Consider the following 24,075-nt stretch of genomic DNA (forward strand, 5'->3'; position numbering starts at 1 on the left):
CTAATCACTTTAGCCCCGAGCCCTAGCCATGCAACCTGTTGTTATTTCTATTAGCTTATTAATTATCAGCAATATTTTTATGTCCTTTGCCTGGTACGCCCATCTAAAAGAACTCAACAATAAACCATGGATTATTGCTGCGTTAATCAGCTGGGGGATCGCCCTCTTTGAATACTTATTTCAGGTCCCAGCCAACCGCATTGGTTTTAGCGTGCTGTCAGTGGCGCAGCTTAAAGTATTGCAAGAGGTAATCACGCTCAGCGTGTTTGTTCCCTTTTCGGTGCTCTACCTTATTTGTTCCCTTTTCGGTGCTCTACCTTAAAGAACCCCTGAAGCTTGACTATCTGTGGGCCGGTCTGTGCTTAGTAGGTGCGGTGTACTTTATGTTTCGCAGCAAACTTGGCTAGCCTTCACTCGACCCTGTGCAGTTTTTCCCACACCTCATAGCAATAGGCTGGGCTTTGCTCAAGCGCTGGCTGTGGATTTTGTTGCACCCGCTGCCAGCTGTGATCAAGTATCGGGAAAAACGCATCACCCTCTAAAGTTAGCGCAATACGGGTTAAATACACCCGATCAGCTAAGGGCAAAGCTAAGCGATACAGTTGCTCACCACCAATAACCATAAGCTCTTCGGCGTCATTATCTGTCGCCCAAGCTTGGGCCCGCGCTAAAGCTTGAGTTAGATCATTAACTACTTCGGCGCCCTCTAAGACTAAATCCGTTTGCCGAGTCACTACGATATTTAAACGCCCCGGCAACGGACGCCCCAAAGAATCCCAGGTTTTTCGCCCCATGATGATAGGCTTGCCCATGGTGGTTGCTTTAAAATATTGCAATTCATTAGGCAAATGCCAAGGCATTTGGTTATCTCGCCCAATTACGTTATTTTCAGTGGCTGCTACAATAAGACTCACTGGCTTCTGAGGTTGACGCATCATGCTGAGGACTCCAAGTCAGGCTCAAAAAAACCATCATAAATGACTCACAGCTCGATAGGGAAATTCGTTAAATACGATGAGTAATTCCACGTTAAATTTATTGTCCGCCAAACCGAGCACTGAGCAACTTTATCAGCAATGGCTGAGTGAAGCCGTACGCTTGCGTGAAGAACATAGCGGCACCTTAGAAGATAGCCAAGCGGTGCGCTTAGCGTTACAGCAACCCGCCGATTTGGTCACACGCCTGCAAACCCGCGCTTTATTTTTAGCCAAGCGCGATGGTTTAGAAGGCGCCTTAGTTCAGTGGCTCAAGGGAATCAAGCTTACCCGCTGGCTCTTAATGCTATTGGCTGTGCTGCTTGGTATTGGTTTAAGTAAAGCCGTATTATTTAACCAAGCTGGTACGGTTAATGTATTTTTAGCCTGTTTAGCACTGCTCGGCGCACATTGCTTGAGTTTAACGGTTTGGCTAATCAGCCTGCTTAACCCTTATCGCCGCCAGAGCACCTCTGGAATTACCCAAGCCGCGCTCTGGCTCAGTGAGCTCTTTGCCCGCCGTGCTAAGCAGGCACAGCTATTACCCGCTTTGATCATACTGTTACAGCGGCAAAAAGCCTTAGTTTGGTTGTCTGCTAAATACTTACACCTCTGGTGGCTGTTAGTTCTGCTTAGTTGTCTGGCTAGTTTTTTACTGATGCTCAGCACTCAGCGTTATGGTTTTGCCTGGGAATCAACCATCGTCAATAGCCACGCCTTTAGCGGCTTTATTCAGTTTATCGGCTGGCTGCCTCACAGCTTAGGCTTTCCACAGCCAAGTACTGAATTAATTCAACGCAGTGGTGAACTGGCCTCTTTTGCCGAAGCCGATCGACACCTCTGGGCCTATTGGTTAGTCGGCTTAGTGGTAGTGTATGGCGTTCTACCGCGCGCAGTACTCAGCCTGATCAGTCACTCTATAGCGACTCGTCGGCTGAAGAATCTAGCCCTTGACCCTCATTTACCGGTCTGGTTAGAACTGCACGAGCGGTTAATGCCGCGCCAAACCCAGGTGGTTGATGCAGCACCCGACACGATACATTTGCAGCCAGTCCATGCTCAACCGCAGTTTGAGTTAAATGCTACTCGTTCGGCACTGACCAGCCTTGAGATTAATCCTAAACGGCCATGGCCACCTAGCGTTACCGTACCTTATTTAGGCGCACTGGATAGCCGAGCACAGCGCCATTTGATTCTTGATCAGCTCAGTCAACAGCCACTGCAACGGTTATTAGTCGCCTGCGATCCTAGTAGCTCAATTGATCGTGGCACGCTCAATTTGTTGGCTGATTTAACCCAATTTTGCAGTGAGCTAAAAGTGTGGCTGCTGCCCGCGACTGACCAGATTCACTATGATCCTGCCCGGCTAGAAGACTGGAGTAAACGGCTAATCCAGCAGCAAATTGCCTTTACCAGCGCCCACGATGCCCTGCAGTGGCTGGAGACCGCCGATGCATAAGCCCTTATCCGTTGCTGTAGTGGGTCACACCAATGTGGGTAAAACCTCTTTAATGCGTACCCTAACCCGCAATAGCCATTTTGGTGAGGTTTCACCCCAAGCCACCACCACCAAACATGTGGAAGCCGCTCATTTAAAAACCGGTGGCCAAACGCTGTTAACCTTGTTTGATACCCCAGGCTTAGAAGATGCGGTGGGATTATTTGATTACTTAGAGCAGTTAAACGGCCGCTACAACCAGCGCCAAGCCGGCCCAGAGTCTCTAACCGTATTTCTTCAAAGCAGCGAAGCCAAGCAACGCTTTGAGCAAGAAGCCAAGGTATTAAAGCAGTTGCTCGCCTCTGATGCCGCGCTGTATGTGATTGACGCGCGAGAAACTTTTTTTGATAAATACCGCGATGAAATCAGTATTTTAAATCGCGCGGGTAAACCGTTAATTCCTGTGCTTAATTACATTCATGCCGAGCAACAACAGGTGGCAGAATGGCTGGCGGGACTGGCCAAAATTGGCCTGCATAGCGTAGTGCAATTTGATACCGTAGCACCGCCAATTGCGGGCAGTCAGCAACTGTTTCAGACCTTAAGTTTAATGCTGCCCCAGCATCAAGCGGCGTTAGCTCAACTCAGCGCCGATCAACAACAGCAAGCACAGCTACGCAAACAAGCTGCCTTTGAGCTAATCGCTGATTTACTATTAGATGTTGCCGCCTTTAGACGCCAAATTGATAACAGCCAGCAGCAATTAGAGTTACAAAAACACCAACAGGCCACGCGAATACGGGAACAAAAAACCGTCGATCAACTGCTTAAGCTCTATGCTTTTGATAAAGACAGCGCTGCGGAATTTGACTTACCCATGACCGAAGGTCGCTGGGAGCATGATATTTTTAGCAGCGAAACCTTGAAACAAGTCGGTGTTAAAGCCACCAGTGGCGCACTTAAAGGAGCCGCCACTGGTGCTGTATTTGATTTAGCCACCGCTGGCTTTTCGCTAGGAGCAGGTACTGCTGTGGGCGCGGCGATTGGTGGCTTAGGTGAAGTATTTTTAAAATTTGGCCGGCAATTAAAAAGCAGCCTCACTGGAGAGGCTAGCCTAACCGTAGATGACAGTATTCTGCGTTTACTCAGCTTACGCCAATTGCAACTTCTTAATGCCTTGGAGCAGCGGGGGCACGCAGCGCAAGATAAAATCTTGCTCAGCCTTGAGCAAACCCAGCAGTGGCAAGAGCAAGCACTACCTGAAGTGCTGGATAAAGCCCGTAGCCACCCCCGCTGGTCGAGTATGAATCCTGAATACCGCGCGGCCAGTAATGAACGCCAAGCAGCAAAACAGGCGCTGACTCAGCTTTTAGCCCACACATAAAAACGGATGCCGCGGCGTCCGTTAAATTAATTGCTCTAGCTGCGGTTAACTTAATCGTCAGCGTCGGCCATTTGCGTTTGCAAGTAGTTTTGGATACCGACTTTTTCAATCAGCCCTAACTGAGTTTCTAGCTGATCAATATGCTCTTCTTCATCGTCTAGAATTTTACGGAAGATGTCGCGGGTCACGTAATCTTTAACTGTTTCACAGTGGGCAATGGCCTCTAGTAAATCAGCTCGGGCTTGGTGCTCAAGGGCTAGGTCACACTCCAGCATTTCCTGAGTGTCCTCACCAATGCGCAACTTGCCTAAGTCTTGTAGATTAGGCAGGCCTTCTAGAAACAAAATACGCTCAATTAACGTATCAGCATGCTTCATCTCTTCGATGGATTCGTCATATTCAAACTTGGCTAAAGCTTCAAAGCCCCAGTCTTTGAACATACGCGAGTGCAAAAAGTACTGGTTAATCGCTACCAGCTCATTGCCCAGCACTTTATTGAGATGAATTATTACTTGTGCGTCGCCTTTCATGTCTTGCTCCTAATCAGCCACCAGTTTCGCCAATCATAACAGACCGAATCAACAACACTAAGGGGGAATTTTAACTCAAGGTCGCAGCGCTCACTTAAGCTTAAGAGCTGGCTTAAATGGCGTAAGCTAAGTCTTGGTTAGCCAAGCTGAGTGCCGATAGGACTGCCTGCTTAGTAATTTGCTTGGCTTCACAGGCACACTTACCACATTGCATGGCACAGCCGGTTTGCTCACGTACTTCTTTCCAGCTCCGTGCGCCGTCGCTGACAACCTGATTAATCTTACGATCAGTCACGCCTTTACATAGACACACATACATAGCTAGCCCTCGAACTACCTGAATTAAACAATGACGCAAATGTAAATGATTCGCATATGTCTTTCAAGTCATTAACTGAATATATTTTGCTAGGCTAACGGTAAGGCAAAAAAAAGCCCGAGAATGCTCGGGCTTTTGAGTACAGCTTGAATTAACGCGCCGGACGATGGATATAAATATCCAGTTGATCAATCACGGTTTTGAGTGAGTCATTGCGCGCATTAATTTCTGCCACATAGATTTCTTGATCAGCTAATTGAATCAGTAAATCTTGTTTTTTAACCGCTGGCTTTTTCTTAGGCGCCGCTTGCAGCGTAGGGTCTTCAGCATAAATATCAACTTTTGATTTCTTGCCTTTTACCTGCTGATCAAAGCGACCATCGGCCACTAAATCACCTTTTACCGTAATTTTAGTGGTGTAAGCCACGCCACCCACATCAGCCACTAAATGACCTTTAAGATCACTATTAAAGGTAATGTCTTGGCCAGAATCGTTTTTAATAATCAAGTAACCATCTTGATAACTCACATTAAAGGCTTCTTGAATCGACCTCTTAAACGAGTTGTAGGTACTACCCGAGTAAAATACCGACAGCGGATACAAAATAACGCCAAGGAAAATCAACGCCATTAAAGCTTTTTGCGTAGCTTTTACCCAAAAATGCGACTTCGGCAGTTCAGCACCTTCAGTTGCGGCCACTTTAGCCCGCTGTTTTAAAGCGAGCTTTTTCAGCCCATAAACAATTGCGGCTAAAAATAAAAGTACCAAAAGACCTTGGAAGAACCCAAATACAGGGTAGCCTCCCGAGACCATGTAATTAATATCTTTGATCATAGAACACCGTGTTATCTGTTAGACATCGAGTTCCTGCTATCGATGTAATAAGTCCGTTGTACCAAGCGTGCTTCAAGATAAGGCCTGCGACCTATCTAAACCTAGGAAGTCTAAACCAGATACAAGTGGGTTAAAAGTGAGATTTATTGCCACTTATGGCCAAATCCGTTAAATCCCTTGGTTTTAGCCATAAGCTCACTTTGGTTTAGCTCAGCTACCGCTGTAAATTAGCGTAAGGACAAGATAGTCCAACCGCGCTCTTGGGCAATCGCCCGCAGTGTATCATCTGGATCGACCGCCACTGGGTAAGAGACTTCTTCTAGCAAAGGTAAGTCATTGTGCGAGTCGCTATAGAAATAACTGCCCTCAAGGCTAGCTGCTTTATGCTGGGCTAACCACTCGTTTAATCGAACCACCTTACCGGCATGATAGCTAGGCTGGCCAACCACCTGACCAGTATAACGACCATTTTCCATGCCACATTCAGTAGCAATCAGGTAATCCACACCCAAACGCTTAGCAATCGGCCCAGTAATAAAGCGGTTAGTCGCGGTAATAATCAGCAAGGTGTAACCTTCCGAGCGACGCTTTTCTAACAGCGCTTCACCTTTAGCTAAAATAATTGGCTCAATGCAGTCACGCATAAACTCAGCGTGCCATTGAGCTAATTGCGCTGGCTCTGCTTTGGCTAAAATTTCTTGGCTAAAATTTTGATACGCCAAAATATCTAACCGTCCAGCCAAGTAATCTTCATAAAAGGCATCATTACGCGCCTTATATTGCTCAGCATCTAAAATTCCACGCTGACAGAGGTACTCGCCCCATAAGTGATCACTGTCACCACCGAGCAAAGTGTTGTCTAAATCAAAAATAGCCAAACGCACGTTTCTGTTCCTACTGATCTACACAAAATTAGGCAGCAGCATAACGATTTTTTAGACTAAAGCCTATTGTCTAGGCTCAAGTGAATCGCTAATTGCTCAAGCGGGGTGCTTTATGGAACAATGAATTCATTATTTTTTACTGGGTATGCTGACATGATAGACGCAGATGGCTTTCGCCCCAACGTCGGCATCATCCTTGCTAACGACCAAGGCCAAGTCCTTTGGGCACGCCGTGTTAATCAAACCACTTGGCAGTTTCCCCAAGGTGGAATCAATCCCAATGAAGACGCAGAAGATGCCCTGTATCGCGAGCTTTACGAAGAGATTGGTCTACAGCGAGAGGATGTCGAAATTCTAGCCTGCACCCGTGGCTGGCTTCGTTATCGGTTACCACAACGCCTAATTCGCACACACAGTTATCCGGTGTGTATTGGCCAAAAACAAAAGTGGTTTTTACTGCGCTTAAAAAGTGCTGAAGAACGGGTACGCATGGATACCACAGAAAAACCTGAATTCGATGGTTGGCGTTGGGTCAGTTACTGGTATCCTTTAGGTCAAGTGGTTACTTTTAAACGCGATGTCTATCGCCGAGCATTAAAGGAATTGGCCCCGCGCCTTACGGTGCGCGACTAACTAAAGATTACCGTGCCAGAATCGATCCCAACCAATAGCGTGCTGCGCACGCTCAGCCATATCTCCCAAGCGGTGAATGGCGCCAAAGATTTGCCTGCCTCCTTAGCCATTATTGTGAGCCAAGTGCGGCAAGCAATGCGCAGCCATGTGTGCTCGGTCTACCTAAAAGACCCGCACAGCCATCGCTATGTGCTGATGGCCACCGAGGGCTTAAATAAGCGCTCGATTGGTAAAGTCAGTATGGCGGCTAATGAAGGCTTGGTTGGTTTAGTTGGCAGTCGGGCCGAAACCATTAGCTTAGAAGATGCCACCAGCCATCCGCGTTTTCGCTATTTTGCCGAAACAGGTGAAGAGCGTTACTCCTCCTTTTTAGGCACCCCCATTATTCACCACCGCAAAGTGCTGGGAGTGTTGGTGGTGCAGCAAAAAGAACGGCGACAGTTTGATGAGGCCGACGAAGCTTTTTTAGTCACCATGAGCGCCCAGCTTTCAGGGGTAATCGCCCACGCCGAAGCCACTGGCTCGATTCGTGGCCTTAATAAGCGCGGCAAAGGGGTACAGGTTGCTCGCTTTAGAGGAGTGCCTGGGGCGCCTGGGGCAGCCATTGGTGAAGCGGTAGTGGTGCTGCCGATTGCTAATCTAGACGTGGTGCCCGATAAGCCCAGCCATAATATTGAGGCTCAGCTCAAACTGTTTAATCGCGCCTTAGATGCAGTTCGCGAAGATATTAAAGTGCTGGCTAAGCGCCTTAACAGTCAATTACGCCCCCAAGAACAAGCGCTGTTTGATGTGTATCTGATGATGCTCGATCAAGGCGCATTACCCAGCGACGTAGTGCGCGTGATCCAATCAGGCCAATGGGCCCAAGGGGCATTACGGCAAGTGGTGCAACAGCATGTGCAGCGCTTTGAGAAAATGGAAGATGCCTACCTCAAAGAGCGCGCCCAAGACATTAAAGATTTAGGCAATCGCTTACTGGCCTATTTACAAGAAGTTGAACACGAGCCGATTAATTACCCCGAAAACACCATTCTCATCAGTGAAGAATTGTCGCCAGCAATGCTTGGGGAAGTACCCGCTGGTAAATTAGCCGGGCTGATTTCGGTGCAAGGTTCGCGCAACTCCCATGTTGCTATTTTAGCCCGGGCGATGGGGATCCCGACGGTAGTGGCCGCCGGCGACTTACCCTATTCACGACTGAATGGGATTGAAATCATTATTGATGGTTACCACGGCGATATTTTCACCAACCCAACACGGCTGCTGCGTGAACAATACACCGAGATGATTGCCGAAGAGCAACAACTCGATCAAGAGCTGGATAACTTACGACACCTACCCTGCGCTACTCTAGATAATGTACGGATTCCGCTATGGGCAAATACCGGACTCATTGCCGATGTGCAACGGGCACAAAACCGCGGCGCCGAAGGTGTAGGTCTGTATCGCTCGGAAGTGGCCTTTATGGGCGCAACCCGCTTTCCTAGCGAAAGCGAGCAAATTGCTTTGTACCGGGAGCACTTACAAGCCTTTGCCCCACAACCGGTCACCATGCGCACCTTAGATATTGGCGGCGATAAACCTCTTAGCTATTTTCCGATTAAAGAGAAAAACCCCTACTTAGGCTGGCGTGGAATTAGAGTGACCTTGGATCACCCGGAAATTTTCCTGGTTCAATTGCGCTCCATGATGGAGGCCAGCGTTGGGCTCAATAATTTACGCATTTTACTGCCCATGATTTCCGGCATCGCTGAGCTTAAAGAAGCGATTCACTTTGTGCACCGCGCTTGGGTGGAGCTACGTAACGAAGGCTTGGACGTAAAGCGTCCGGCCATTGGGGTGATGATCGAGGTGCCAGCCGCAGTCTATCAAGCCTATGATATTGCCCAGCTGGTGGATTTTTTATCGGTTGGCTCCAATGATTTAACCCAATATTTACTGGCAGTAGATCGTAATAATGCGCGGGTTGCCTCGCTGTACGATTATTTTCATCCCGCAGTATTAACTGCCTTACAGCATGTAGTGGAAGCGGCCCACCGCTTAGGCAAGCCCGTTAGTATCTGCGGTGAAATGGCCGGTGATCCGGTTGCCGCAGTGCTACTGCTGGCCATGGGCTTTGATAATTTATCGATGAACGCCACCCAGCTGCCAAAGGTCAAATCGCTACTCAGGCAAATTACTGCCAGCCAAGCCAAGCAACTCCTCAATGAGGCAATGCAGCTTGATGAGGGGGCAGCCATTCATCATCTGTTAAAATCGGCGCTAAAAAATATGGGGATTAATCCGCGGCTTAACATCGCGCTCACTTAAGCGCTGTATTACGCGTAAGGCTAAAAGTCGCCCCATAATTGCTGCGCCACACTCAAAGCGACCACTGGCGCGGTTTCGGTTCTTAACACCCTTGGCCCTAAACGTGCAGGTAAAAAGCCAGCGTCAGCGGCTTGCGCTACTTCAGCCTCTGTTAAGCCTCCTTCTGGCCCAATCAAAAAAGCTAAGCTATTTGGCGGCTGATGCGCGGTTAACGGCTGCGCCACAGGATGCAGTACCAGTTTTAAATCGGCTTGCAGCGTTTGCATCCACTCGGCAATCGCTTGCGGTGGATGAATTACAGGAATTGTTGAACGCCCACACTGCTCGCAGGCACTAATGGCAATTTGTCGCCAATGCGCTAACCGCTTTTCTGCCCGCTCATCATTTAGCCGCACTTCACAGCGCTCGGTAAATAAAGGGGTAATTTCGGTTACGCCAAGCTCAGTCGCCTTTTGAATCGCCCAGTCCATGCGCTCACCGCGGGATAATCCCTGACCTAAATGAATCGCTAAGGATGAGTCCGGCAAACCGGCCACTTGCTTAGCCAGTTCTACGCTGACTACCTTTTTGCTAATCGCGGTAATTTCGCTGAGGTACTCATGACCGCTGCCATCAAATAGTTGAATCTGTGCCCCCACCGCTAAGCGCAGCACACGACTTAAATAATGGGAAGTTGCTTCTGGTAAATCAACGGTGCCTAACGCCAACTCAGCGTCTACATAAAATCGCGGTAAACTCATCAAACTGTCTCTGATTCCAATTAAGCAGCGGGGTATTTTCTGCAATTCTTGCCTGCATTACTAGCCACTAATGGGCTAGCAGTTGCTTTAGCTGCTGATCGGTTAAAAAATCGGTATCTATTTTTAGTGCACCACCAGTGGCTAGCGGACTAAATAAAAAGGTGTTACCCGCACTAGAGAACGCATAAAACTCAGGTTGTTGGCCTAACTTAAACGGCAAACTCGGATGCGCTTTAAAGGTGGCGCTAAAACTCTTACGAACAGCCTGACACGCCTCAGATAGTAGCTCTGGCTGGTTGAACTGATTTAATAGCGTTACCCATTTACAGGCTGGATCCAGCTCGGGCTCTTTGCTAAAAGCCAAATACTGTTTGCCCTTAGCTGTGCTGTACTTCAACAGCAACAGATCAGCATGCGGTTGCGCCACAAGCACTGGATTTGGCGGCGTATTAAATCGATAGTGCTGAAAAACCACCTGCAAACTGGTTACCGGCGCAGCCTGCACGCCCATCACTAACGTGAGTGCCAGTCCCCCTAAAAATAGGCCTAATTTTCTCATACATTTTTCTCTGCAACGATTGGCGGTATTAGCCGCTTACCTGATTGACGTAAAGGTTAACTTAAGGGATGGTAAAGCCCTGTAGATTATTTTTTCTTACGCCCGCTTTGGAGCCTCTAATGACAACAAAAGCCACCTTCCACTGGGATGATCCATTACTACTTAATCAACAACTCAGCGAGCAAGAGCGTATGGTACAGCGCACCGCCGAGCAATTTGCCCAACAACACTTAGCCCCCCGAGTGTTACAAGCCTTTCGTGAAGAATACACTGATCCCGCTATTTTTCGTGAACTCGGTGAAGCCGGTTTACTCGGCGCTATGCTACCTGAAGCTTACGGCGGCAGTGGCATGAACTACGTGAGCTACGGCTTAATTGCCCGTGAGGTGGAACGCGTAGATTCTGGTTACCGCTCGATGATGAGTGTGCAGGCGTCCTTAGTGATTTTGCCCATTTACACCTTTGCCACTGAAGCAGCTAAACAAAAATACTTACCTAAGTTAGCCAGCGGTGAATACATTGGTTGCTTTGGTTTAACCGAGCCCGATCACGGATCAGACCCAGGCTCTATGGTCACCACTGCGAAAAAAGTCGAGGGCGGCTATCGCTTAACGGGCGCTAAAATGTGGATTACCAACAGCCCGATCGCCGATGTGTTTGTAGTCTGGGCCAAAGATGAAGCGGGTAAAATTCGTGGCTTTATTTTAGATAAAGGCGCCGAAGGGTTATCCGCCCCGGTGATTCAGGGCAAAGTTGGCTTACGCGCCTCCATCACTGGCGAGATTGTGATGGATAATGTGTTTGTTCCAGAAGAAAACGCCTTCCCTGAGGTGCGTGGCTTACGCGGGCCCTTCACCTGTTTAGACTCTGCCCGTTACGGTATCAGCTGGGGCGCAATGGGCGCCGCCGAAGACTGCTGGCACATGGCGCGTCAATACACCCTGGATCGCAGCCAATACGGCAAACCGTTAGCCGCCAATCAGTTAGTGCAGAAAAAACTCGCCGATATGCAAACCGAAATTACCTTGGCCCTACAAGGTTGCTTACGTTTAGGACGAATGAAAGATGAAGGCAGCGCCGCGGTAGAAATCACCTCGATCATGAAGCGTAATAGCTGTGGTAAAGCCCTAGATATTGCCCGCGTTGCTAGGGATATGCTGGGTGGTAATGGCATCAGCGACGAATACCGCATCGCCCGCCACCTAGTCAACCTAGAAGTGGTGAACACCTACGAAGGCACCCACGACATCCACGCCCTTATCCTTGGCCGCGCCCAAACCGGATTACAGGCATTTTTTTAACCCCTAGCCCCTTCGCGAGACGTTAACCCAGCCCAAACTTTAATTAACGTCTCGCGAAAGCATAGACCTTGGCGAAGAAACTGCGTATTATAGCCGCCGCTGCACCCGTAGCTCAGTTGGATAGAGTGTCGCCCTCCGAAGGCGAAGGTCACAGGTTCAATTCCTGTCGGGTGCGCCATCTTAAATATAGCGATAAGCTATAGCACGCTGAAGCCTCCTAAAATAAACTTATATCTAAAACTCTGGTCGTAACTTACTATTTAAAACATAGCTAAAAATATTTTATACAATTAAAAATCTTGCTAATGGTGAATTTATGGAAGATCTAAAATTTCAAGCATTATATGGATTACATGAAGCAACCAAGCATCTTAAAAATAATTTAGATGACAAAGGCCCCTACGCTAAAGCTGCATATCACTTTCAAAACAATAGAGATGAGAACTTATGGGTTGAGTGTTTAGCTTATCACTACCAGGACTTTAACAAAGCTAAATCCACATACATAACAACAGTTGCACACCATTTCATAAAAAAACAAGAACAACAAAAACTGGCTCTTCGCATTTAAGGGTGTAGCTGGTTTCTAAACCCTCCGGATTTCAACAGGCATCTGGCGATGTAGTTGGTTAAATTTCTAAAGCCCAAAGCAGTGCCTCGCAAGTGTTCCAGCCGACCATTGATAGCTTCTGTAGGTCCGTTGCTGGTTCCTGGTCGGTCGAAGTAGGACAGGATGCTATCCGCGTATTTTTTCAGCGTTTTTCCCAAGCCTTTCACCTCGATGAGCGCTTTGGGCAAGTCACTGGCTGTAATGATATTTATGACCTCTTCCATGAGTTTTTTACCACGCCTTCGATCCGGCTCGTTGTAGGCGCTGACCACCCGTTGGTACATGTTCCAAGTGCAATCCACTTCGAGGTGGTGCTCATCTGCAAACAGCTGGAACAGTTGCTTTTTGTTGGCGTCAGACAGGTAGCTGATCCGGGTCAGCAGCGTTCGACGGCTTTTGTAGAGCGGGTCGTTTTTACGCCCTCTACGGCCTAGGACGTCTTGTTGCACACGCCGGCGGCATTCATCCAGCATGTTGCTTGCCCAGCGCACCACATGAAAGGGATCCAGCACGGTTTGGGCTTGGGGCAAGGCTTCTTGTGCCGCAGATTTAAACCCCGTAAAACCGTCCATGGCAATGCTTTCAATCTGGTCACGCCAAGCCTTGGGACGATTGTTCAGCCACTGTTTAAAGGCTTGTTTGGAGCGGCCTTCCAGCACATCGAGCAAGCGGGCCGGCCCAGTTTTGTTACGCACGGGCGTAAGGTCAACCACGATGGTGACGTACTTGTCACCCCAGCTTGTATGCCGCCAGACATGCTCATCCACGCCCAGCACGGTCACACCGTCAAAACGTGTCGAGTCATTAAAAAGCAGGCGCTGACCTTCGTTGATAATAGCGCTATTGGCGGTGTGCCAGGCAACGTCCAGATGGCTCGCAACACGGGATACCGACAAGTCATCCAGCACGATGGCAGCCAATGCCCAGCGTATCGCTCCATGGGAAAGCTTTGCGCGTGGCGGCGCAGCACTGCTGGTATCTTCGTGCCAGAAGCAGCCGCAAATACAACGCCAACGCCGAATACGCAGCAACAATGTAGTTGGCCGTTGCCCGTAAGGTGTGTGAGCAAGATACCTATCGACCGTGCCGCGTGAAACGCCAGCAGCACCGCACTTGGGGCACGGCTCAGGTGCTTTGGTGAAACGGCATTCGATGACGGCGCGTTCTGCACAAAGATGTTGTCCAGTGGCAGTCAGGCCGAGGATATTTAGTTGGCAAAAGCTGGAAAGGTCTGGGCTGGAAAAGGTAAGATTGCTCATGTCGGGGGCTTGGTTTTTGTTGGTGTAGGAGCTTACATTTTCCAAGTTCCCCGGCACCTTTTCCAGCCGGTCAGATTTTTTCCACACCCTCAAATGCGAAGAGCCACTAATCCTGCTAAGGATAAGCCTGCTAAGATCATTAAGCTGCAAAACAAGGCATTCAATACCTTTTCAAAGCGCATTAAGTATTTATCTAACTTATTACGCGCTTGCTCAGGAATAGCATGAAGATGAGGAGGAATAGGATAAGCGCTTAAGTCTGGATCGTAATCATATATCTTAATTACACTTAGCGGCTTTTTTACAGGAATTGAATGACTATTACTCATGTCACTAACCTTACTTCTAGATACTAGGATAGATAACCGCTATAGCCAAATATAGCGGTTATACTGCACAGCGAATCAACGAAGAAACTAATCTTCTAGCTCTGCTATTTCTCGCAAAACACCCATGATTTTTGGTCCAAGGGCTTTTTCCATGAAAGGCCATTCGTGGGCATAGACTAGTTTTTTTGCTTGCGCATCCTGTTCAGGTGTGAGTTTTACAATCTTAATCCCTGATTTTTCTACTTTTTCTAAGAAGTTTGCATCTACTGCTTGGGCTTCATCCCAAACTTTAATCATGGTTTTTTCTGCTGCAGCAAATAACTTTTCTCGATCTTCATTAGAAAGTTTATTTAGCCAAGATTTATTAACCACCCAAAATGCGTGCTCAAAATAATCTTTCGTTAAAATATAGGATTCCACCACATCACGTATCAGCCAAATATCTGATGGTGTTTGAATACCCGTAGCATCAATTGTGCCTAGCTGTAATGCGGTATAGAGCTCAGACAAAGGAATAGGCACTGGATTAAAACCTAAGCTTTTAAAGCGCTCGATACCCACTTGAATTGCAGGCACACGGATTTTGATCCCTTTAGCATCTTGTGGAAAATTAACCGGCTCAGCTTTATTGCCTTTACGCATCGCAATAGAGCCAAATCCCGTAGGGATAATGCCGAGCACTGCTAAATCCATCTCCCCTAAGATCTCATTGTAAATATCAGTCATTTTTCCATTGGGGCCATAAGCCTTAAAAGCTTGATCCCAATCACTGACAATGTAGCTCATAAAGGTAAGGTCGAGTCTCGGGTCAAACTCCGAAGAGCCAAAGCTCATAGTCATATGCACTACGCCTTCCATGCTCTGCTCAAAAATAGAAGCCCAGTCGCCTAATGAACCTCCAGGGTGATAATCCACATTAATTTTTGCCCCATTATTTTTTAACTCATCCATAAAGGTGGCTGAGGTTAAATGAAAAATGTGTTCCGAAGGGAAAGCATGGCCAAGCATTAGCTTTTCAGCAGCTTGCGTACTTTGTAAAGTGGGCAACATCAGCGAAGCCGCGAGTAGACAGGAACCAATCAATGGCTTGATCTTGAAATTCATCATTTGCAGAAACTCCGACATTATTATATTTGTGGTCAGTCCGCTTCTACAGTAAAGCCCATAGAGAGTTTGCTGTAGAGCCAATCTCAGTCTGTACGGTTGGTTACAACGATTAAACTTAAATTAAGTTAAGTTAAGTTAAGCCCCTACTTAACAGTTCCAACCTAATATTTCCCTCCCGCCAAACCTTTAACCCCTAATCCTATGGGCTTGAGCGCTGTTGCTTGCTGCTACTGAATCTGCCACAGCGAAGCTAAAAGCCTGCACACCCTATACTATTTGCTAAGCGACTCACTGTTAGCAATACAGCTAATAGCGCTAATCCATTAAAAACAAATATCAATTTTTGACAGCACACTCCCTTTTCTCTCAGCAGTATTTGCTCTACTCCTTCTTGTATGAAAACCTTAGAAAACGTACTCTAAGGCCTAACTATTTTCTAATCCAAGGCTTGCCCAGCACCATGGCTGTGACTTCCCATCCTCTCATTCGCTTAATCAAATTATTGCTGATTCTCACCTTAGTTGGTGGATTGGGGATGGCGAGTTTGGTCGGTTATGTTTGGTATTGTGCCCAAGAACGTAGTGTGCAACCGGCGCCTGCCACTATTGTGCTCGGCGCTGCGGCTTGGGGCGATAATCCATCGCCGGTGTTTAAAGAACGTATTCGCCATGCGGTGAACTTGTACCAAGCCGGTACCACGCAAAAATTGATCTTCACCGGCGGTACCTTACGCGCGGATATGGCCAGTGAAGGTGAAGTAGGCGCGCGCTGGGCGATTAAACAAGGTGTGGCAGCCAAAGATATCGCTTACGAAAAAACTTCCCGTGACACCTGGTATAACTTAAAAAACGCCCAGGTTTTACTGCAACAAGAGCAGATTCACTCGGTGATTCTAGTCAGTGATTACTTTCATTTAGCCCGCGCGGGCATTATGGCCCGCGACCTTGGCTTGAAGGTGCAGCTTTCCCCCACCCCTAGCTCAAAATTTAATAGCTACTCCAAGGCCGATAAACTGAAGTTGTACCTCAAAGAAAGCTATTTAATTATTGGGCATTTTGCCCGTAAATTAATCGAGCCGGACTTCTATCAAGCAGAGTTACGCCCAATACAAGTCCCCCGATAAGCTAGAGACTTAAACGCAGCACATTCTGGCTATCCTCAGGCGTCAGATCACGGTGCTCCCCCAAGTTCAGCATGCCATGCTGCCGTAATTGCTCAATCACCGGCTCAATCGCTGTCTCATCTAAGCCATAGTCACGCAAACGGGTCGCCACTCCTAAGGATTCAAAGAAATCACGGGTGTTAGCAATCGCTTGGCTGATTCGCTGTTCAGGCGCTCCGTCTGTAATTCCCCACACTCGTTCAGCATACTGTAGCAACTTGCCCTGCTTTGGCTCACGACGATACTCCAACATGCTTGGCAATATGATGGCTAAGGTTTGCGCATGATCCAGTCCATATAGAGCCGTTAATTCATGCCCAATCATGTGGGTTGACCAGTCTTGTGGCACGCCTGCTCCAATCAGCCCATTCAGCGCTAAGGTAGCAGTCCACATCAGATTCGCCCGTAACTCATAATTTTCACGCTGTTGAATCGCTGGCAAGCCAATTTCGATCAGGGTTTGCAGCAGCCCTTCGGCAAAACGATCCTGTACTTTCGCTTGGGTTGGATAGGTTAAGTACTGCTCCATTACATGTACAAAAGCATCAACGACACCATTAGCTACCTGCTTATCCGGCAAGCTATAGGTTTTCGTTGGATCTAAAATCGAAAACTGGGGATACAGCAAATTGTTGCTAAATGAGCGCTTACTTTTCGTTTCTAGGTTAGTAATCACTCCGCCTCGATTCATTTCTGAACCCGTGGCAGGCAAAGTCAGCACGCTGGCAAAGGGCAATGCTTGAGTAATATTTTTACCGCCTTGCTGCAAAATATCCCATGGATTATCGCCAGCAAAACACGCAGCAGCGGCAACAAATTTTGTACCATCAATTACCGAGCCACCACCTACCGCCAGTAAGAAATCAATCTGCAATTGCTGTACTTGTGCCACTGCACGCATCAGCGTTTGATAACTGGGATTGGGCTCAATGCCGCCAAATAAATGCAGCTCGTGCTGACTTAATGCTGCTTCGACTTCATCTAAGGTGCCATGCTGGCGGGCACTATTTCCGCCATAGAGCACCATCACTTTTGCCCCGGCAGGCACTAAATGCGCCAGCTCACTGACCCGCCCTGCACCAAATACAATATGCGTCGGATTATAAAAGTTAAAGCTTTGCATCGGCGTGATGCCTCCATTATCTGATTCGAGAATCTAGGATTATCTACACTTGGCCATACTGCTGACCATCTTTTAGCCAGCGATCTAGCAGCGGCTGAATAATCTCAGGATGGTGTTGCACCACCTGCTCGGCAGCCGCGCGAGCTGAGGGTAATAAATAGTTGTCACGCATTAAATCGGCAATTTTAAATTGCAGCAAGCCGGTTTGCCGAGTGCCCAGCATTTCACCTGGACCACGCAGTTCAAGGTCTCGTTCGGCAATCACAAAGCCATCATTGGTTTCGCGCATAATAGCTAACCGCTCACGTCCAATCTGCGACAACGGCGTGTGATACAACAGCAAACAATGACTCGCCGTACTGCCACGCCCGACTCGTCCGCGTAACTGATGGAGCTGGGCTAAACCTAAACGCTCGGGATTTTCAATGATCATAAGGCTGGCATTTGGCACATCTACGCCCACTTCAATCACCGTAGTTGCCACTAACAATTGCAGCTCGCTGTCCTTAAATAGCTGCATGATCTCGGCTTTCTCGGCGGGTTTCATACGCCCATGAATAAGTCCCACACGCAGTCCAGCCAGTGCTAGGGTTAACTCTTCATAGGTAGTCTGTGCTGCTTGGCAAGTCAGCTCTTCTGACTCTTCAATCAAGGTACAAACCCAATAGGCTTGCCGCCCTGAGGTACAGGCCGCGCGCACTCGCTCGATAATTTCAGGCCGCCTACTCTCGCTAATCACCACCGTATTGACTGGGGTACGTCCAGGCGGCAATTCATCTAAGATTGAGGTATCTAAATCAGCATAAGCGCTCATCGCTAAAGTTCGTGGAATCGGAGTCGCGGTCATAATCAATTGGTGCGGACTGAGGCGGCCTTCTACCCCTTTTTCACGCAAGGCTAAGCGTTGCTGAACGCCAAAGCGATGCTGCTCATCAATAATGACTAATGCCAGTTTTTTAAACTGCACTTCCGCTTGAAATAACGCATGAGTACCCACCACCATCGGGGCACCTTGGGCGATTTGCTGTAACGCACTACTGCGCGCTTTGCCTTTTAACTTACCCGCTAACCAAGCCACCTCAATTCCTAACGGCGTTAACCAACGGCTAAAATTAAGAAAATGCTGCTCCGCCAAAATCTCGGTCGGTGCCATCAATGCCACTTGGTAACCAGCTTCTAATGCTTGCAAAGCAGCCAAGGCGGCGACCACGGTTTTGCCTGCACCCACATCGCCTTGCACTAAACGCAGCATCGGTAACGGCTGTGATAAATCATAGGCAATTTCTTGTCCTACTCGCTGCTGCGCCGCCGTAGGTGCAAAACCTAGATTTGCTAAAAATTGCTGGGGCAGTTGCCGCGCCAAGGGCAACGCAGGCGCTGCCTGAGCACGCATCTGTTCACGCAGTTTTTGTAGTGATAATTGATGGGTCAAAATCTCCTCAAAGGCCAAGCGCTGCTGTGACCAATGCACGCCTTCGGCTAGCTGCTCTAAATCGGCATCTGGTGGAGGCTGATGTAGATAGCGAATCGCCTCAACTAATCCGCCAAGTTTCAGCGTTTGCCGTAAGGCAACAGGCAACCAGTCAGGTAAATTATGCTCACTTAATAAGCCCAGTGCCTGCTCAGCAAACCCACGTAATCTAGCTTGAGTTAAACCTTCGGTGGCTGGATAAATTGCAGTTAACGTTTGCTCAATAGGTGGTGCTAGCCCTGTTGTTTGAGTGCGATATTCAGGATGATAAAGCTCTAGTCCTGAAGCACCGGGGCGCACTTCACCATAACAGCGCACTAAGCTGCCAGCTTTAAAACTTTCTTTTTGGGCAAAACTAAAATGAAAAAAACGCAAACTAATGGCGCCACTGCCATCTTGTAAACGTACAATCAAACTACGCCGCCGGCCCATAACAATATCAGCCGCTATCACTTGCCCTTCAATCACCGCATCCTGACCTGGGCGCAAAGCCCCTATTGGAGTGATTCGAGTACGATCCTGATAACGTAACGGCAAATGAAATAGCACATCTTGGATGCTTTCAATGCCGACTTTTTTTAACTTTTCGGCCATGGCTGCCCCCACACCCTTTAAGGTGGTAACGGGGGTATGGGTTAATAACATCGTCATGGGCGCAGTCTCTAATAGCTACCTTTAACTCAGGATTTCGCTAGCTAAACTTTGGGTACAGTTTTCAATCGCATTGGCTAGCATGTCAATTGCTTTGGGTCGTGGGAAACTGGCACGCCATGCAATCGCCACGGTACGAGTTGGCGCAGGGTCAGCTAAAGGACGCACCGCCAACACGCCTGGCGCATAGTGATGACTTTTCACTGCAGACTGCGGCAATACCGAAACCCCCAAACCAGAGGCCACCATATGGCGAATGGTCTCTAAGGAGTTTGCTTCAACCGTAGTGTACTTATTCAGATCGGCCTCTTGCATTACCGTTGGGCATGCCTCTAACACCTGATCGCGAAAACAATGCCCTTCACCTAACAGCAATAAACTTTTACTGTTCAACAGCTCGCTGGGAATCGTCTGCTTTTTAGTCCAGGCATGGTCCGCTGGCATCAGCACATAAAAAGGTTCTTCATACAGAGCCTTGGTCAAAATATCCGCATCTTGAAATGGCAACGCAATAATAATCGCATCAAGTTCACCATTACGCAGCTTGTCACGCAGCACATGGGTAAAGTTCTCTTCTATATATAACGGCATCTCTGGTGCTTCTTGATGCAAACTAGGCACCAGTCGCGGAAACAAATAAGGACCAATAGTATAAATTGCCCCTACCCGCAGAGGCGCAGCCAGCTGATTTTTTCCTGCTTGCGCCAGCTCCTTAACCATTTGCGCTTGCTCTAATACTTTTTGAGCTTGTGCCACAATTCCTTCACCGACTGGAGTGAGCCGAACCGCATTTTTGCTGCGCTCAAAGATTAAAACACCCAACTCACTCTCTAACTTTTTCACCCCTACCGATAAGGTTGGCTGGCTCACATGGCAACGCTCTGCAGCGCGACCAAAATGCTGCTCTTGCGCCAAGGTTACAATGTAGCGGAGTTCAGTTAGAGTCATTAGCGCATTTCCTGTGAAATAAGTATCTGCATAATTTTACTGGTTTTTTTCCTACATATTAAATGAGTTAACTATGAGCACTCACCCAAGCATCATTATTGTCGGCTGTGGCGATATTGGCTCACGTGTGGCCAAGCGGTTATTAGCCGAGCAGTGGACTGTCTATGGTTTACGACAAACAATCGATCAACTGCCAACTGGCGTGATTCCAATTCAAGCTGATTTAACCCAAGCCCAGTGTCCCAGCCAATGGCCAGATCAGGCTATAGACTACGTGCTTTACAGCGCTGCTGCCAAACAACACACTGAGTCTGGCTATCAAGCGGCTTATCTAACCGGTTTGCAGCATGTCTGTCAGTGGTTAACTGCACACCAACAACAGCCCAAACGGTTACTCTTTACTTCAAGTACTGCAGTATATGCTCAACAAGATCATCAATGGCTAGATGAGGACTCGCCAACCGAACCCACGCGCTGGAGTGGAAAAATCATGCTCCAAGCCGAGCAGTTAGTATTGAACAGCCCCTTTGCTGCTACTTGCATTAGGCTAGCCGGTATTTACGGACCTGGTCGACAGCGTTTAATCCAACAAGTACAGCAAGGCGCTACCGCTGCCCCTACTCAAGTGTTCACTAATCGAATTCATGCTGAAGATGCCGCCCAGCTCATTACTCATTTACTCAAAACCCAACACGCTGGTACAACCTTAGCTCATTGTTACCTAGGCGTGGATAACGCGCCCAGCGAGTTAGTTGAGGTGATTAACTGGTTACGCCAACAGCTGCAGATTAACCGACAGTCATCGGAGCTGATTCTACGCCGCGCCGGCAGTAAGCGTTGCAGTAATGCACGGGCACGGGCCTTGGGCTGGCAGCCAATCTATCCCAGCTACCAAGAAGGCTATCGTGCACTGCTAAAGGCAGGGAATTAAACCGCTGTATCTCATGCTTAGCAGTCACCTCAATGTGGTTCCACCACTACCCAACACGCGGTAACAGTTATGGTGTAGAAAAGTAACACTTTTTAGCAGCAGTCACTCACGCTACTTTCAATAAAAATATAAGCCATTGTTTATTAAGAATTTATTTTTTATGGCACGCTAACTGCTTTAGTATTTGTACAACAATAACAACAAGCACAAACCCTAATAACAATAAAACGTAACGACTCGAACACAACAACAATAATAAGTAAGAGCCGCAGCTAACTGATTTTTTTGGAGAAGGTTAAAATAATAATACAACAAGCCAACAGTCCGATTTGATGAAGAGAACAACAAAAACTGCTAAAGCAGCTGCCAACATCAATGACTACCTGTTGCTGACCCGCTTCCAAAGCAATCCGTTTGCTATTCGCTTGAGATTTTCAAGCACCCTAACAGCAAAATAACAACAACAAAGCTGCAATAAAAATAACAAACAACCAGAACCTAAAAGGGGAAGCTTAAGCTTCCCCTTTGTTCATTTAGGCTGTTACTTACTTGGCTTAAATATTTTCTCTGGGCTCATTTTACTCCAAGGTAAACCCGAGTTCTGCCAACCATTTTTGAGACGAAAACCTTTCTGTTCACCTTGTTTAATCGCATCCCCCTGAAAGCCATGCTCAACAAAGCGCGCATTACTTAAACCAGCCTCTTGCAATAACTTCGCGCTAGGCTCACCCCGTTCACTGCCTGAACGGCACATGGTGATCACCTCAGTGGTTTCCGGTAAGCCCCGCTGTTTAAGCGCAGCCTTTACTTGCTCGACAAACTGCTCATTGCGCGACATTTTAAAAATCCCACGCTCTGCATTCCACTGGTTACGATCTACCAATAGAAAAGGAATATTAATGTCTGCAGCATCAGTGGCGCCAACAAACATAATCTCTACCGGATCACGCACATCAACCAATAAGACTGGGCGCTCTGTTTGCTGAGTTTTGGCGTAAGCATCTACCGCAGAAATGGCCAGCTCACTGGCCATAGCACCTACTGAAGCAAAGCTGATCAAGGTGGCTAATACTAGTTTTTTCATGGTCATTCCTTATTTTCAAAGACAGTACAGCACGCAGTATAGCAGCTTAGCCAGATACCCCCATGGGTAGCTACTCACCCGTGAAGACGGGTAACCACTCTAATTGCATTAAAATTTGTGCCGAGAATACCAAGACCGCAAATAGCAAAATAAAACCAATCATCCACTGGCCGCCAAATACTCGGTAGTTAGCTTCGCTAAATTTTTTACGACTCGCCCGTACTAATAATGCCGGCACCAAAGCCGCCCAAATTGCAGCCATTAAACCAGCATAACCAATCATTTTTACAAAACCGGTTGGAAATAACAAACAGGCTAATAATGGAGGCAAGAAAGTAACTGCTGCAGCTTTTAAGCGGCCACTGGCATCATCACTAAATTTAAACAGGTCTCGAATATAATCAAATAAACCCAAAGTCACGCCTAAAAATGAGCTAGCAATCGCCATGTAGGCAAATGCATTGAGTACTTGGCTAATGTGCTCAGTAGCGATATAGCGCGACAAGGCTTTGAGCAGCACGGTAACATCACCGCCTTCTGCAATCACCGGCGCAAACGCTGCACGGGGTAAATTGCCCTGGACTGCAACCTGCCATAATAAATACATAGCTAAAGCCAAAAACGTGCCCACTAGTAGACTGCGAGTGACTTTCTTAGCATCTTTTTTATAGTAACTGACCAAGCTCGGCACATTACCATGGTAGCCAAATGAAGCTAGACAAACTGGGAGTGCGCTCCATGCATACAGCCAAAAATTACCTGACTGTATACTGCTTACATCAAATAGCACCTCTGGTTTTGCGCTGCCTAGCATCGAGCCTGTAGACCAGAAGAAACTGATCAACATACCGCCCAATAAGATGGTAGAAAAACGATCAACCACCTTAGTCGATAGCCAAACCGAAGTGGCTAGTACCACTAAAAAAAGAACCGAGCCCCATTCTCTGGCAATACTTAAGGTCGGCTGGTCTGCGACCTTGAGCAATGCATTAACCGATTCTTGGGTTAAGCCACCACCGACAAAAATATAAGCATAGGTCAAAATATACAAAACAAATGCAACCGACAGCCCGGTGATAATATTCCACGCAGATCCCAGCAAATCTTTAACAATGGTATGGAAGCTGGCTCCAACAGGGTAATGTAAGTTGGCCTCAAGCAGCATCAAACCCGAGACATACATACAAAACCAGGTGTAGATTAAAATGGCAATTGAACCTAAAAACCATACGCCCGACATCGCCGTCGGATTTGCCAACATGCCAGCACCAATTGCGGTGCCAGCAATAATCATCGCTCCCCCTACAATCGAAGGCGCACGCTGGGGCGCTACTGTATTACTCATAGTATTTACTCTGTAATCAAGACTGCCTGCATCATACAGCAATCTCACAAAAGCCCTAGATTTCACCCCCGCTTCGAAACAAATTTATAAAGTCTTAGTCTTAGGCCCGCTGCAACTACTAAAAACAATATTTTTTCACATCCACTAG

The 24,075-nt window shown here is 47.7% G+C and carries 23 protein-coding genes, 1 tRNA gene and 1 pseudogene; 10 read left to right on the forward strand and 15 right to left on the reverse strand.

Features of this window, described 5'->3' with window-relative positions:
- Nucleotides 1-28 precede the first annotated feature (28 nt).
- Nucleotides 29-407: pseudogene (locus AC2T15_RS10600) on the forward strand (DMT family protein).
- 3 nt (nucleotides 408-410) lie between these two features.
- Here the strand turns inward: AC2T15_RS10600 and AC2T15_RS10605 are convergent.
- Complete coding sequence (locus tag AC2T15_RS10605; protein ID WP_486778254.1) at nucleotides 411-938, reverse strand: dihydrofolate reductase; 528 nt, start codon at nucleotides 936-938, stop codon at nucleotides 411-413.
- A 76-nt stretch (nucleotides 939-1,014) separates the two neighbouring features.
- Between AC2T15_RS10605 and AC2T15_RS10610 the strand changes: the two genes are divergently transcribed.
- Together AC2T15_RS10610 and AC2T15_RS10615 are read left to right on the forward strand one after the other, a co-directional pair.
- Nucleotides 1,015-2,433 (forward strand): DUF2868 domain-containing protein, encoded by a 1,419-nt coding sequence (locus tag AC2T15_RS10610; RefSeq protein WP_486778255.1) that lies wholly within the window; start codon nucleotides 1,015-1,017, stop codon nucleotides 2,431-2,433.
- Entirely contained in the window at nucleotides 2,426-3,796 is a 1,371-nt protein-coding gene (locus AC2T15_RS10615; RefSeq protein WP_486778256.1) for a DUF3482 domain-containing protein, read from the forward strand. The genes AC2T15_RS10610 and AC2T15_RS10615 overlap by 8 nt, the downstream gene beginning before the upstream one ends.
- Nucleotides 3,797-3,846: 50 nt before the next feature.
- Here AC2T15_RS10615 and bfr read toward each other — a convergent pair whose 3' ends face one another.
- The 4 genes from bfr to AC2T15_RS10635 all read right to left on the reverse strand — a co-directional run bounded on the left by bfr (nucleotide 3,847) and on the right by AC2T15_RS10635 (nucleotide 6,364).
- Nucleotides 3,847-4,326 (reverse strand): bacterioferritin, encoded by a 480-nt coding sequence (gene bfr, locus AC2T15_RS10620; RefSeq protein WP_053108298.1) that lies wholly within the window; start codon nucleotides 4,324-4,326, stop codon nucleotides 3,847-3,849.
- 112 nt (nucleotides 4,327-4,438) lie between these two features.
- Entirely contained in the window at nucleotides 4,439-4,645 is a 207-nt protein-coding gene (locus tag AC2T15_RS10625; protein ID WP_286639427.1) for a (2Fe-2S)-binding protein, read from the reverse strand.
- Between the two features lie 151 nt (nucleotides 4,646-4,796).
- Nucleotides 4,797-5,480 (reverse strand): hypothetical protein, encoded by a 684-nt coding sequence (locus AC2T15_RS10630; protein ID WP_486778257.1) that lies wholly within the window; start codon nucleotides 5,478-5,480, stop codon nucleotides 4,797-4,799.
- 227 nt (nucleotides 5,481-5,707) lie between these two features.
- On the reverse strand, nucleotides 5,708-6,364 hold the full coding sequence (locus AC2T15_RS10635) for a histidinol-phosphatase (RefSeq protein WP_053100585.1): 657 nt from the start codon (nucleotides 6,362-6,364) through the stop codon (nucleotides 5,708-5,710).
- Nucleotides 6,365-6,517: 153 nt separating this feature from the next.
- Between AC2T15_RS10635 and AC2T15_RS10640 the strand changes: the two genes are divergently transcribed.
- A complete protein-coding gene (locus tag AC2T15_RS10640) occupies nucleotides 6,518-6,997 on the forward strand; it encodes an RNA pyrophosphohydrolase (RefSeq protein WP_053101915.1) in 480 nt (159 codons plus the stop codon).
- Nucleotides 6,998-7,036: 39 nt separating this feature from the next.
- A complete protein-coding gene (gene ptsP, locus AC2T15_RS10645; RefSeq protein WP_486779043.1) occupies nucleotides 7,037-9,307 on the forward strand; it encodes a phosphoenolpyruvate--protein phosphotransferase in 2,271 nt (756 codons plus the stop codon).
- A 20-nt stretch (nucleotides 9,308-9,327) separates the two neighbouring features.
- Here ptsP and AC2T15_RS10650 read toward each other — a convergent pair whose 3' ends face one another.
- A complete protein-coding gene (locus tag AC2T15_RS10650; RefSeq protein ID WP_486778258.1) occupies nucleotides 9,328-10,047 on the reverse strand; it encodes a 16S rRNA (uracil(1498)-N(3))-methyltransferase in 720 nt (239 codons plus the stop codon).
- A gap of 67 nt (nucleotides 10,048-10,114) precedes the next feature.
- A complete protein-coding gene (locus tag AC2T15_RS10655) occupies nucleotides 10,115-10,606 on the reverse strand; it encodes a hypothetical protein (RefSeq protein ID WP_486778259.1) in 492 nt (163 codons plus the stop codon).
- Between the two features lie 119 nt (nucleotides 10,607-10,725).
- Between AC2T15_RS10655 and AC2T15_RS10660 the strand changes: the two genes are divergently transcribed.
- The 3 genes from AC2T15_RS10660 to AC2T15_RS10670 all read left to right on the forward strand — a co-directional run bounded on the left by AC2T15_RS10660 (nucleotide 10,726) and on the right by AC2T15_RS10670 (nucleotide 12,478).
- Nucleotides 10,726-11,907, forward strand: coding sequence for an acyl-CoA dehydrogenase (locus tag AC2T15_RS10660; protein WP_053103034.1), 1,182 nt, complete (start codon nucleotides 10,726-10,728; stop codon nucleotides 11,905-11,907).
- Nucleotides 11,908-12,008: 101 nt separating this feature from the next.
- A tRNA-Arg gene (locus tag AC2T15_RS10665) sits at nucleotides 12,009-12,085 on the forward strand.
- A 138-nt stretch (nucleotides 12,086-12,223) separates the two neighbouring features.
- The gene (locus AC2T15_RS10670) at nucleotides 12,224-12,478 is read left to right on the forward strand and encodes a hypothetical protein (protein ID WP_486778260.1); all 255 of its coding nucleotides are present in this window, start codon (nucleotides 12,224-12,226) and stop codon (nucleotides 12,476-12,478) included.
- On the opposite strand, the gene AC2T15_RS10675 is transcribed toward AC2T15_RS10670, so the two are convergent.
- From AC2T15_RS10675 to dctP, 3 genes are all read right to left on the reverse strand, one after another.
- Nucleotides 12,475-13,776: an ISL3 family transposase gene (locus AC2T15_RS10675; RefSeq protein ID WP_486779044.1), complete on the reverse strand. Its 1,302-nt coding sequence runs from the start codon at nucleotides 13,774-13,776 to the stop codon at nucleotides 12,475-12,477. The genes AC2T15_RS10670 and AC2T15_RS10675 overlap by 4 nt on opposite strands.
- Before the next feature lie 89 nt (nucleotides 13,777-13,865).
- Complete coding sequence (locus AC2T15_RS10680) at nucleotides 13,866-14,105, reverse strand: hypothetical protein (RefSeq protein WP_486778261.1); 240 nt, start codon at nucleotides 14,103-14,105, stop codon at nucleotides 13,866-13,868.
- An 87-nt stretch (nucleotides 14,106-14,192) separates the two neighbouring features.
- On the reverse strand, nucleotides 14,193-15,212 hold the full coding sequence (dctP, locus tag AC2T15_RS10685; RefSeq protein ID WP_053100601.1) for a TRAP transporter substrate-binding protein DctP: 1,020 nt from the start codon (nucleotides 15,210-15,212) through the stop codon (nucleotides 14,193-14,195).
- A gap of 460 nt (nucleotides 15,213-15,672) precedes the next feature.
- Between dctP and AC2T15_RS10690 the strand changes: the two genes are divergently transcribed.
- Entirely contained in the window at nucleotides 15,673-16,335 is a 663-nt protein-coding gene (locus AC2T15_RS10690; protein WP_486778262.1) for a YdcF family protein, read from the forward strand.
- 1 nt (nucleotide 16,336) lies between these two features.
- Here AC2T15_RS10690 and AC2T15_RS10695 read toward each other — a convergent pair whose 3' ends face one another.
- From AC2T15_RS10695 to AC2T15_RS10705, 3 genes are read right to left on the reverse strand one after another with little or no spacing between them, the layout of a single operon-like run.
- Nucleotides 16,337-17,497, reverse strand: a complete 1,161-nt coding sequence (locus tag AC2T15_RS10695; RefSeq protein ID WP_486778263.1) for an iron-containing alcohol dehydrogenase — start codon at nucleotides 17,495-17,497, stop codon at nucleotides 16,337-16,339.
- A gap of 43 nt (nucleotides 17,498-17,540) precedes the next feature.
- Nucleotides 17,541-19,613, reverse strand: coding sequence for an ATP-dependent DNA helicase RecG (recG, locus tag AC2T15_RS10700; RefSeq protein WP_486779045.1), 2,073 nt, complete (start codon nucleotides 19,611-19,613; stop codon nucleotides 17,541-17,543).
- Between the two features lie 30 nt (nucleotides 19,614-19,643).
- On the reverse strand, nucleotides 19,644-20,567 hold the full coding sequence (locus tag AC2T15_RS10705) for a hydrogen peroxide-inducible genes activator (RefSeq protein ID WP_053100605.1): 924 nt from the start codon (nucleotides 20,565-20,567) through the stop codon (nucleotides 19,644-19,646).
- Nucleotides 20,568-20,640: 73 nt separating this feature from the next.
- Between AC2T15_RS10705 and AC2T15_RS10710 the strand changes: the two genes are divergently transcribed.
- Nucleotides 20,641-21,498, forward strand: coding sequence for an NAD-dependent epimerase/dehydratase family protein (locus AC2T15_RS10710; protein WP_053103071.1), 858 nt, complete (start codon nucleotides 20,641-20,643; stop codon nucleotides 21,496-21,498).
- 541 nt (nucleotides 21,499-22,039) lie between these two features.
- On the opposite strand, the gene AC2T15_RS10715 is transcribed toward AC2T15_RS10710, so the two are convergent.
- Together AC2T15_RS10715 and AC2T15_RS10720 are read right to left on the reverse strand one after the other, a co-directional pair.
- Nucleotides 22,040-22,582, reverse strand: a complete 543-nt coding sequence (locus AC2T15_RS10715) for a rhodanese-like domain-containing protein (RefSeq protein WP_053100607.1) — start codon at nucleotides 22,580-22,582, stop codon at nucleotides 22,040-22,042.
- A 70-nt stretch (nucleotides 22,583-22,652) separates the two neighbouring features.
- Nucleotides 22,653-23,927, reverse strand: coding sequence for an aromatic amino acid transporter (locus tag AC2T15_RS10720; RefSeq protein ID WP_486778264.1), 1,275 nt, complete (start codon nucleotides 23,925-23,927; stop codon nucleotides 22,653-22,655).
- Nucleotides 23,928-24,075: the final 148 nt, after the last annotated feature.

This window comes from Thiopseudomonas sp. SA1F2-1K (assembly GCF_057443035.1).

Excerpts from the sequence above, each read along its gene's own strand:
- AC2T15_RS10640 (WP_053101915.1), top strand. The coding sequence starts at position 6,518 with ATGATAGACGCAGATGGCTTTCGCCCCAACGTCGGCATCATCCTTGCT.
- AC2T15_RS10650 (WP_486778258.1), bottom strand. The coding sequence starts at position 10,047 with ATGAGTTTACCGCGATTTTATGTAGACGCTGAGTTGGCGTTAGGCACC.
- dctP (WP_053100601.1), bottom strand. The coding sequence starts at position 15,212 with ATGATGAATTTCAAGATCAAGCCATTGATTGGTTCCTGTCTACTCGCG.
- AC2T15_RS10660 (WP_053103034.1), top strand. The coding sequence starts at position 10,726 with ATGACAACAAAAGCCACCTTCCACTGGGATGATCCATTACTACTTAAT.
- AC2T15_RS10625 (WP_286639427.1), bottom strand. The coding sequence starts at position 4,645 with ATGTATGTGTGTCTATGTAAAGGCGTGACTGATCGTAAGATTAATCAG.
- AC2T15_RS10705 (WP_053100605.1), bottom strand. The coding sequence starts at position 20,567 with ATGACTCTAACTGAACTCCGCTACATTGTAACCTTGGCGCAAGAGCAG.
- AC2T15_RS10720 (WP_486778264.1), bottom strand. The coding sequence starts at position 23,927 with ATGAGTAATACAGTAGCGCCCCAGCGTGCGCCTTCGATTGTAGGGGGA.
- AC2T15_RS10675 (WP_486779044.1), bottom strand. The coding sequence starts at position 13,776 with ATGAGCAATCTTACCTTTTCCAGCCCAGACCTTTCCAGCTTTTGCCAA.
- AC2T15_RS10630 (WP_486778257.1), bottom strand. The coding sequence starts at position 5,480 with ATGATCAAAGATATTAATTACATGGTCTCGGGAGGCTACCCTGTATTT.
- AC2T15_RS10655 (WP_486778259.1), bottom strand. The coding sequence starts at position 10,606 with ATGAGAAAATTAGGCCTATTTTTAGGGGGACTGGCACTCACGTTAGTG.
- bfr (WP_053108298.1), bottom strand. The coding sequence starts at position 4,326 with ATGAAAGGCGACGCACAAGTAATAATTCATCTCAATAAAGTGCTGGGC.
- AC2T15_RS10605 (WP_486778254.1), bottom strand. The coding sequence starts at position 938 with ATGATGCGTCAACCTCAGAAGCCAGTGAGTCTTATTGTAGCAGCCACT.
- AC2T15_RS10615 (WP_486778256.1), top strand. The coding sequence starts at position 2,426 with ATGCATAAGCCCTTATCCGTTGCTGTAGTGGGTCACACCAATGTGGGT.
- AC2T15_RS10610 (WP_486778255.1), top strand. The coding sequence starts at position 1,015 with ATGAGTAATTCCACGTTAAATTTATTGTCCGCCAAACCGAGCACTGAG.
- AC2T15_RS10715 (WP_053100607.1), bottom strand. The coding sequence starts at position 22,582 with ATGAAAAAACTAGTATTAGCCACCTTGATCAGCTTTGCTTCAGTAGGT.
- AC2T15_RS10710 (WP_053103071.1), top strand. The coding sequence starts at position 20,641 with ATGAGCACTCACCCAAGCATCATTATTGTCGGCTGTGGCGATATTGGC.
- recG (WP_486779045.1), bottom strand. The coding sequence starts at position 19,613 with ATGTTATTAACCCATACCCCCGTTACCACCTTAAAGGGTGTGGGGGCA.
- AC2T15_RS10690 (WP_486778262.1), top strand. The coding sequence starts at position 15,673 with ATGGCTGTGACTTCCCATCCTCTCATTCGCTTAATCAAATTATTGCTG.
- AC2T15_RS10680 (WP_486778261.1), bottom strand. The coding sequence starts at position 14,105 with ATGAGTAATAGTCATTCAATTCCTGTAAAAAAGCCGCTAAGTGTAATT.
- AC2T15_RS10670 (WP_486778260.1), top strand. The coding sequence starts at position 12,224 with ATGGAAGATCTAAAATTTCAAGCATTATATGGATTACATGAAGCAACC.
- AC2T15_RS10695 (WP_486778263.1), bottom strand. The coding sequence starts at position 17,497 with ATGCAAAGCTTTAACTTTTATAATCCGACGCATATTGTATTTGGTGCA.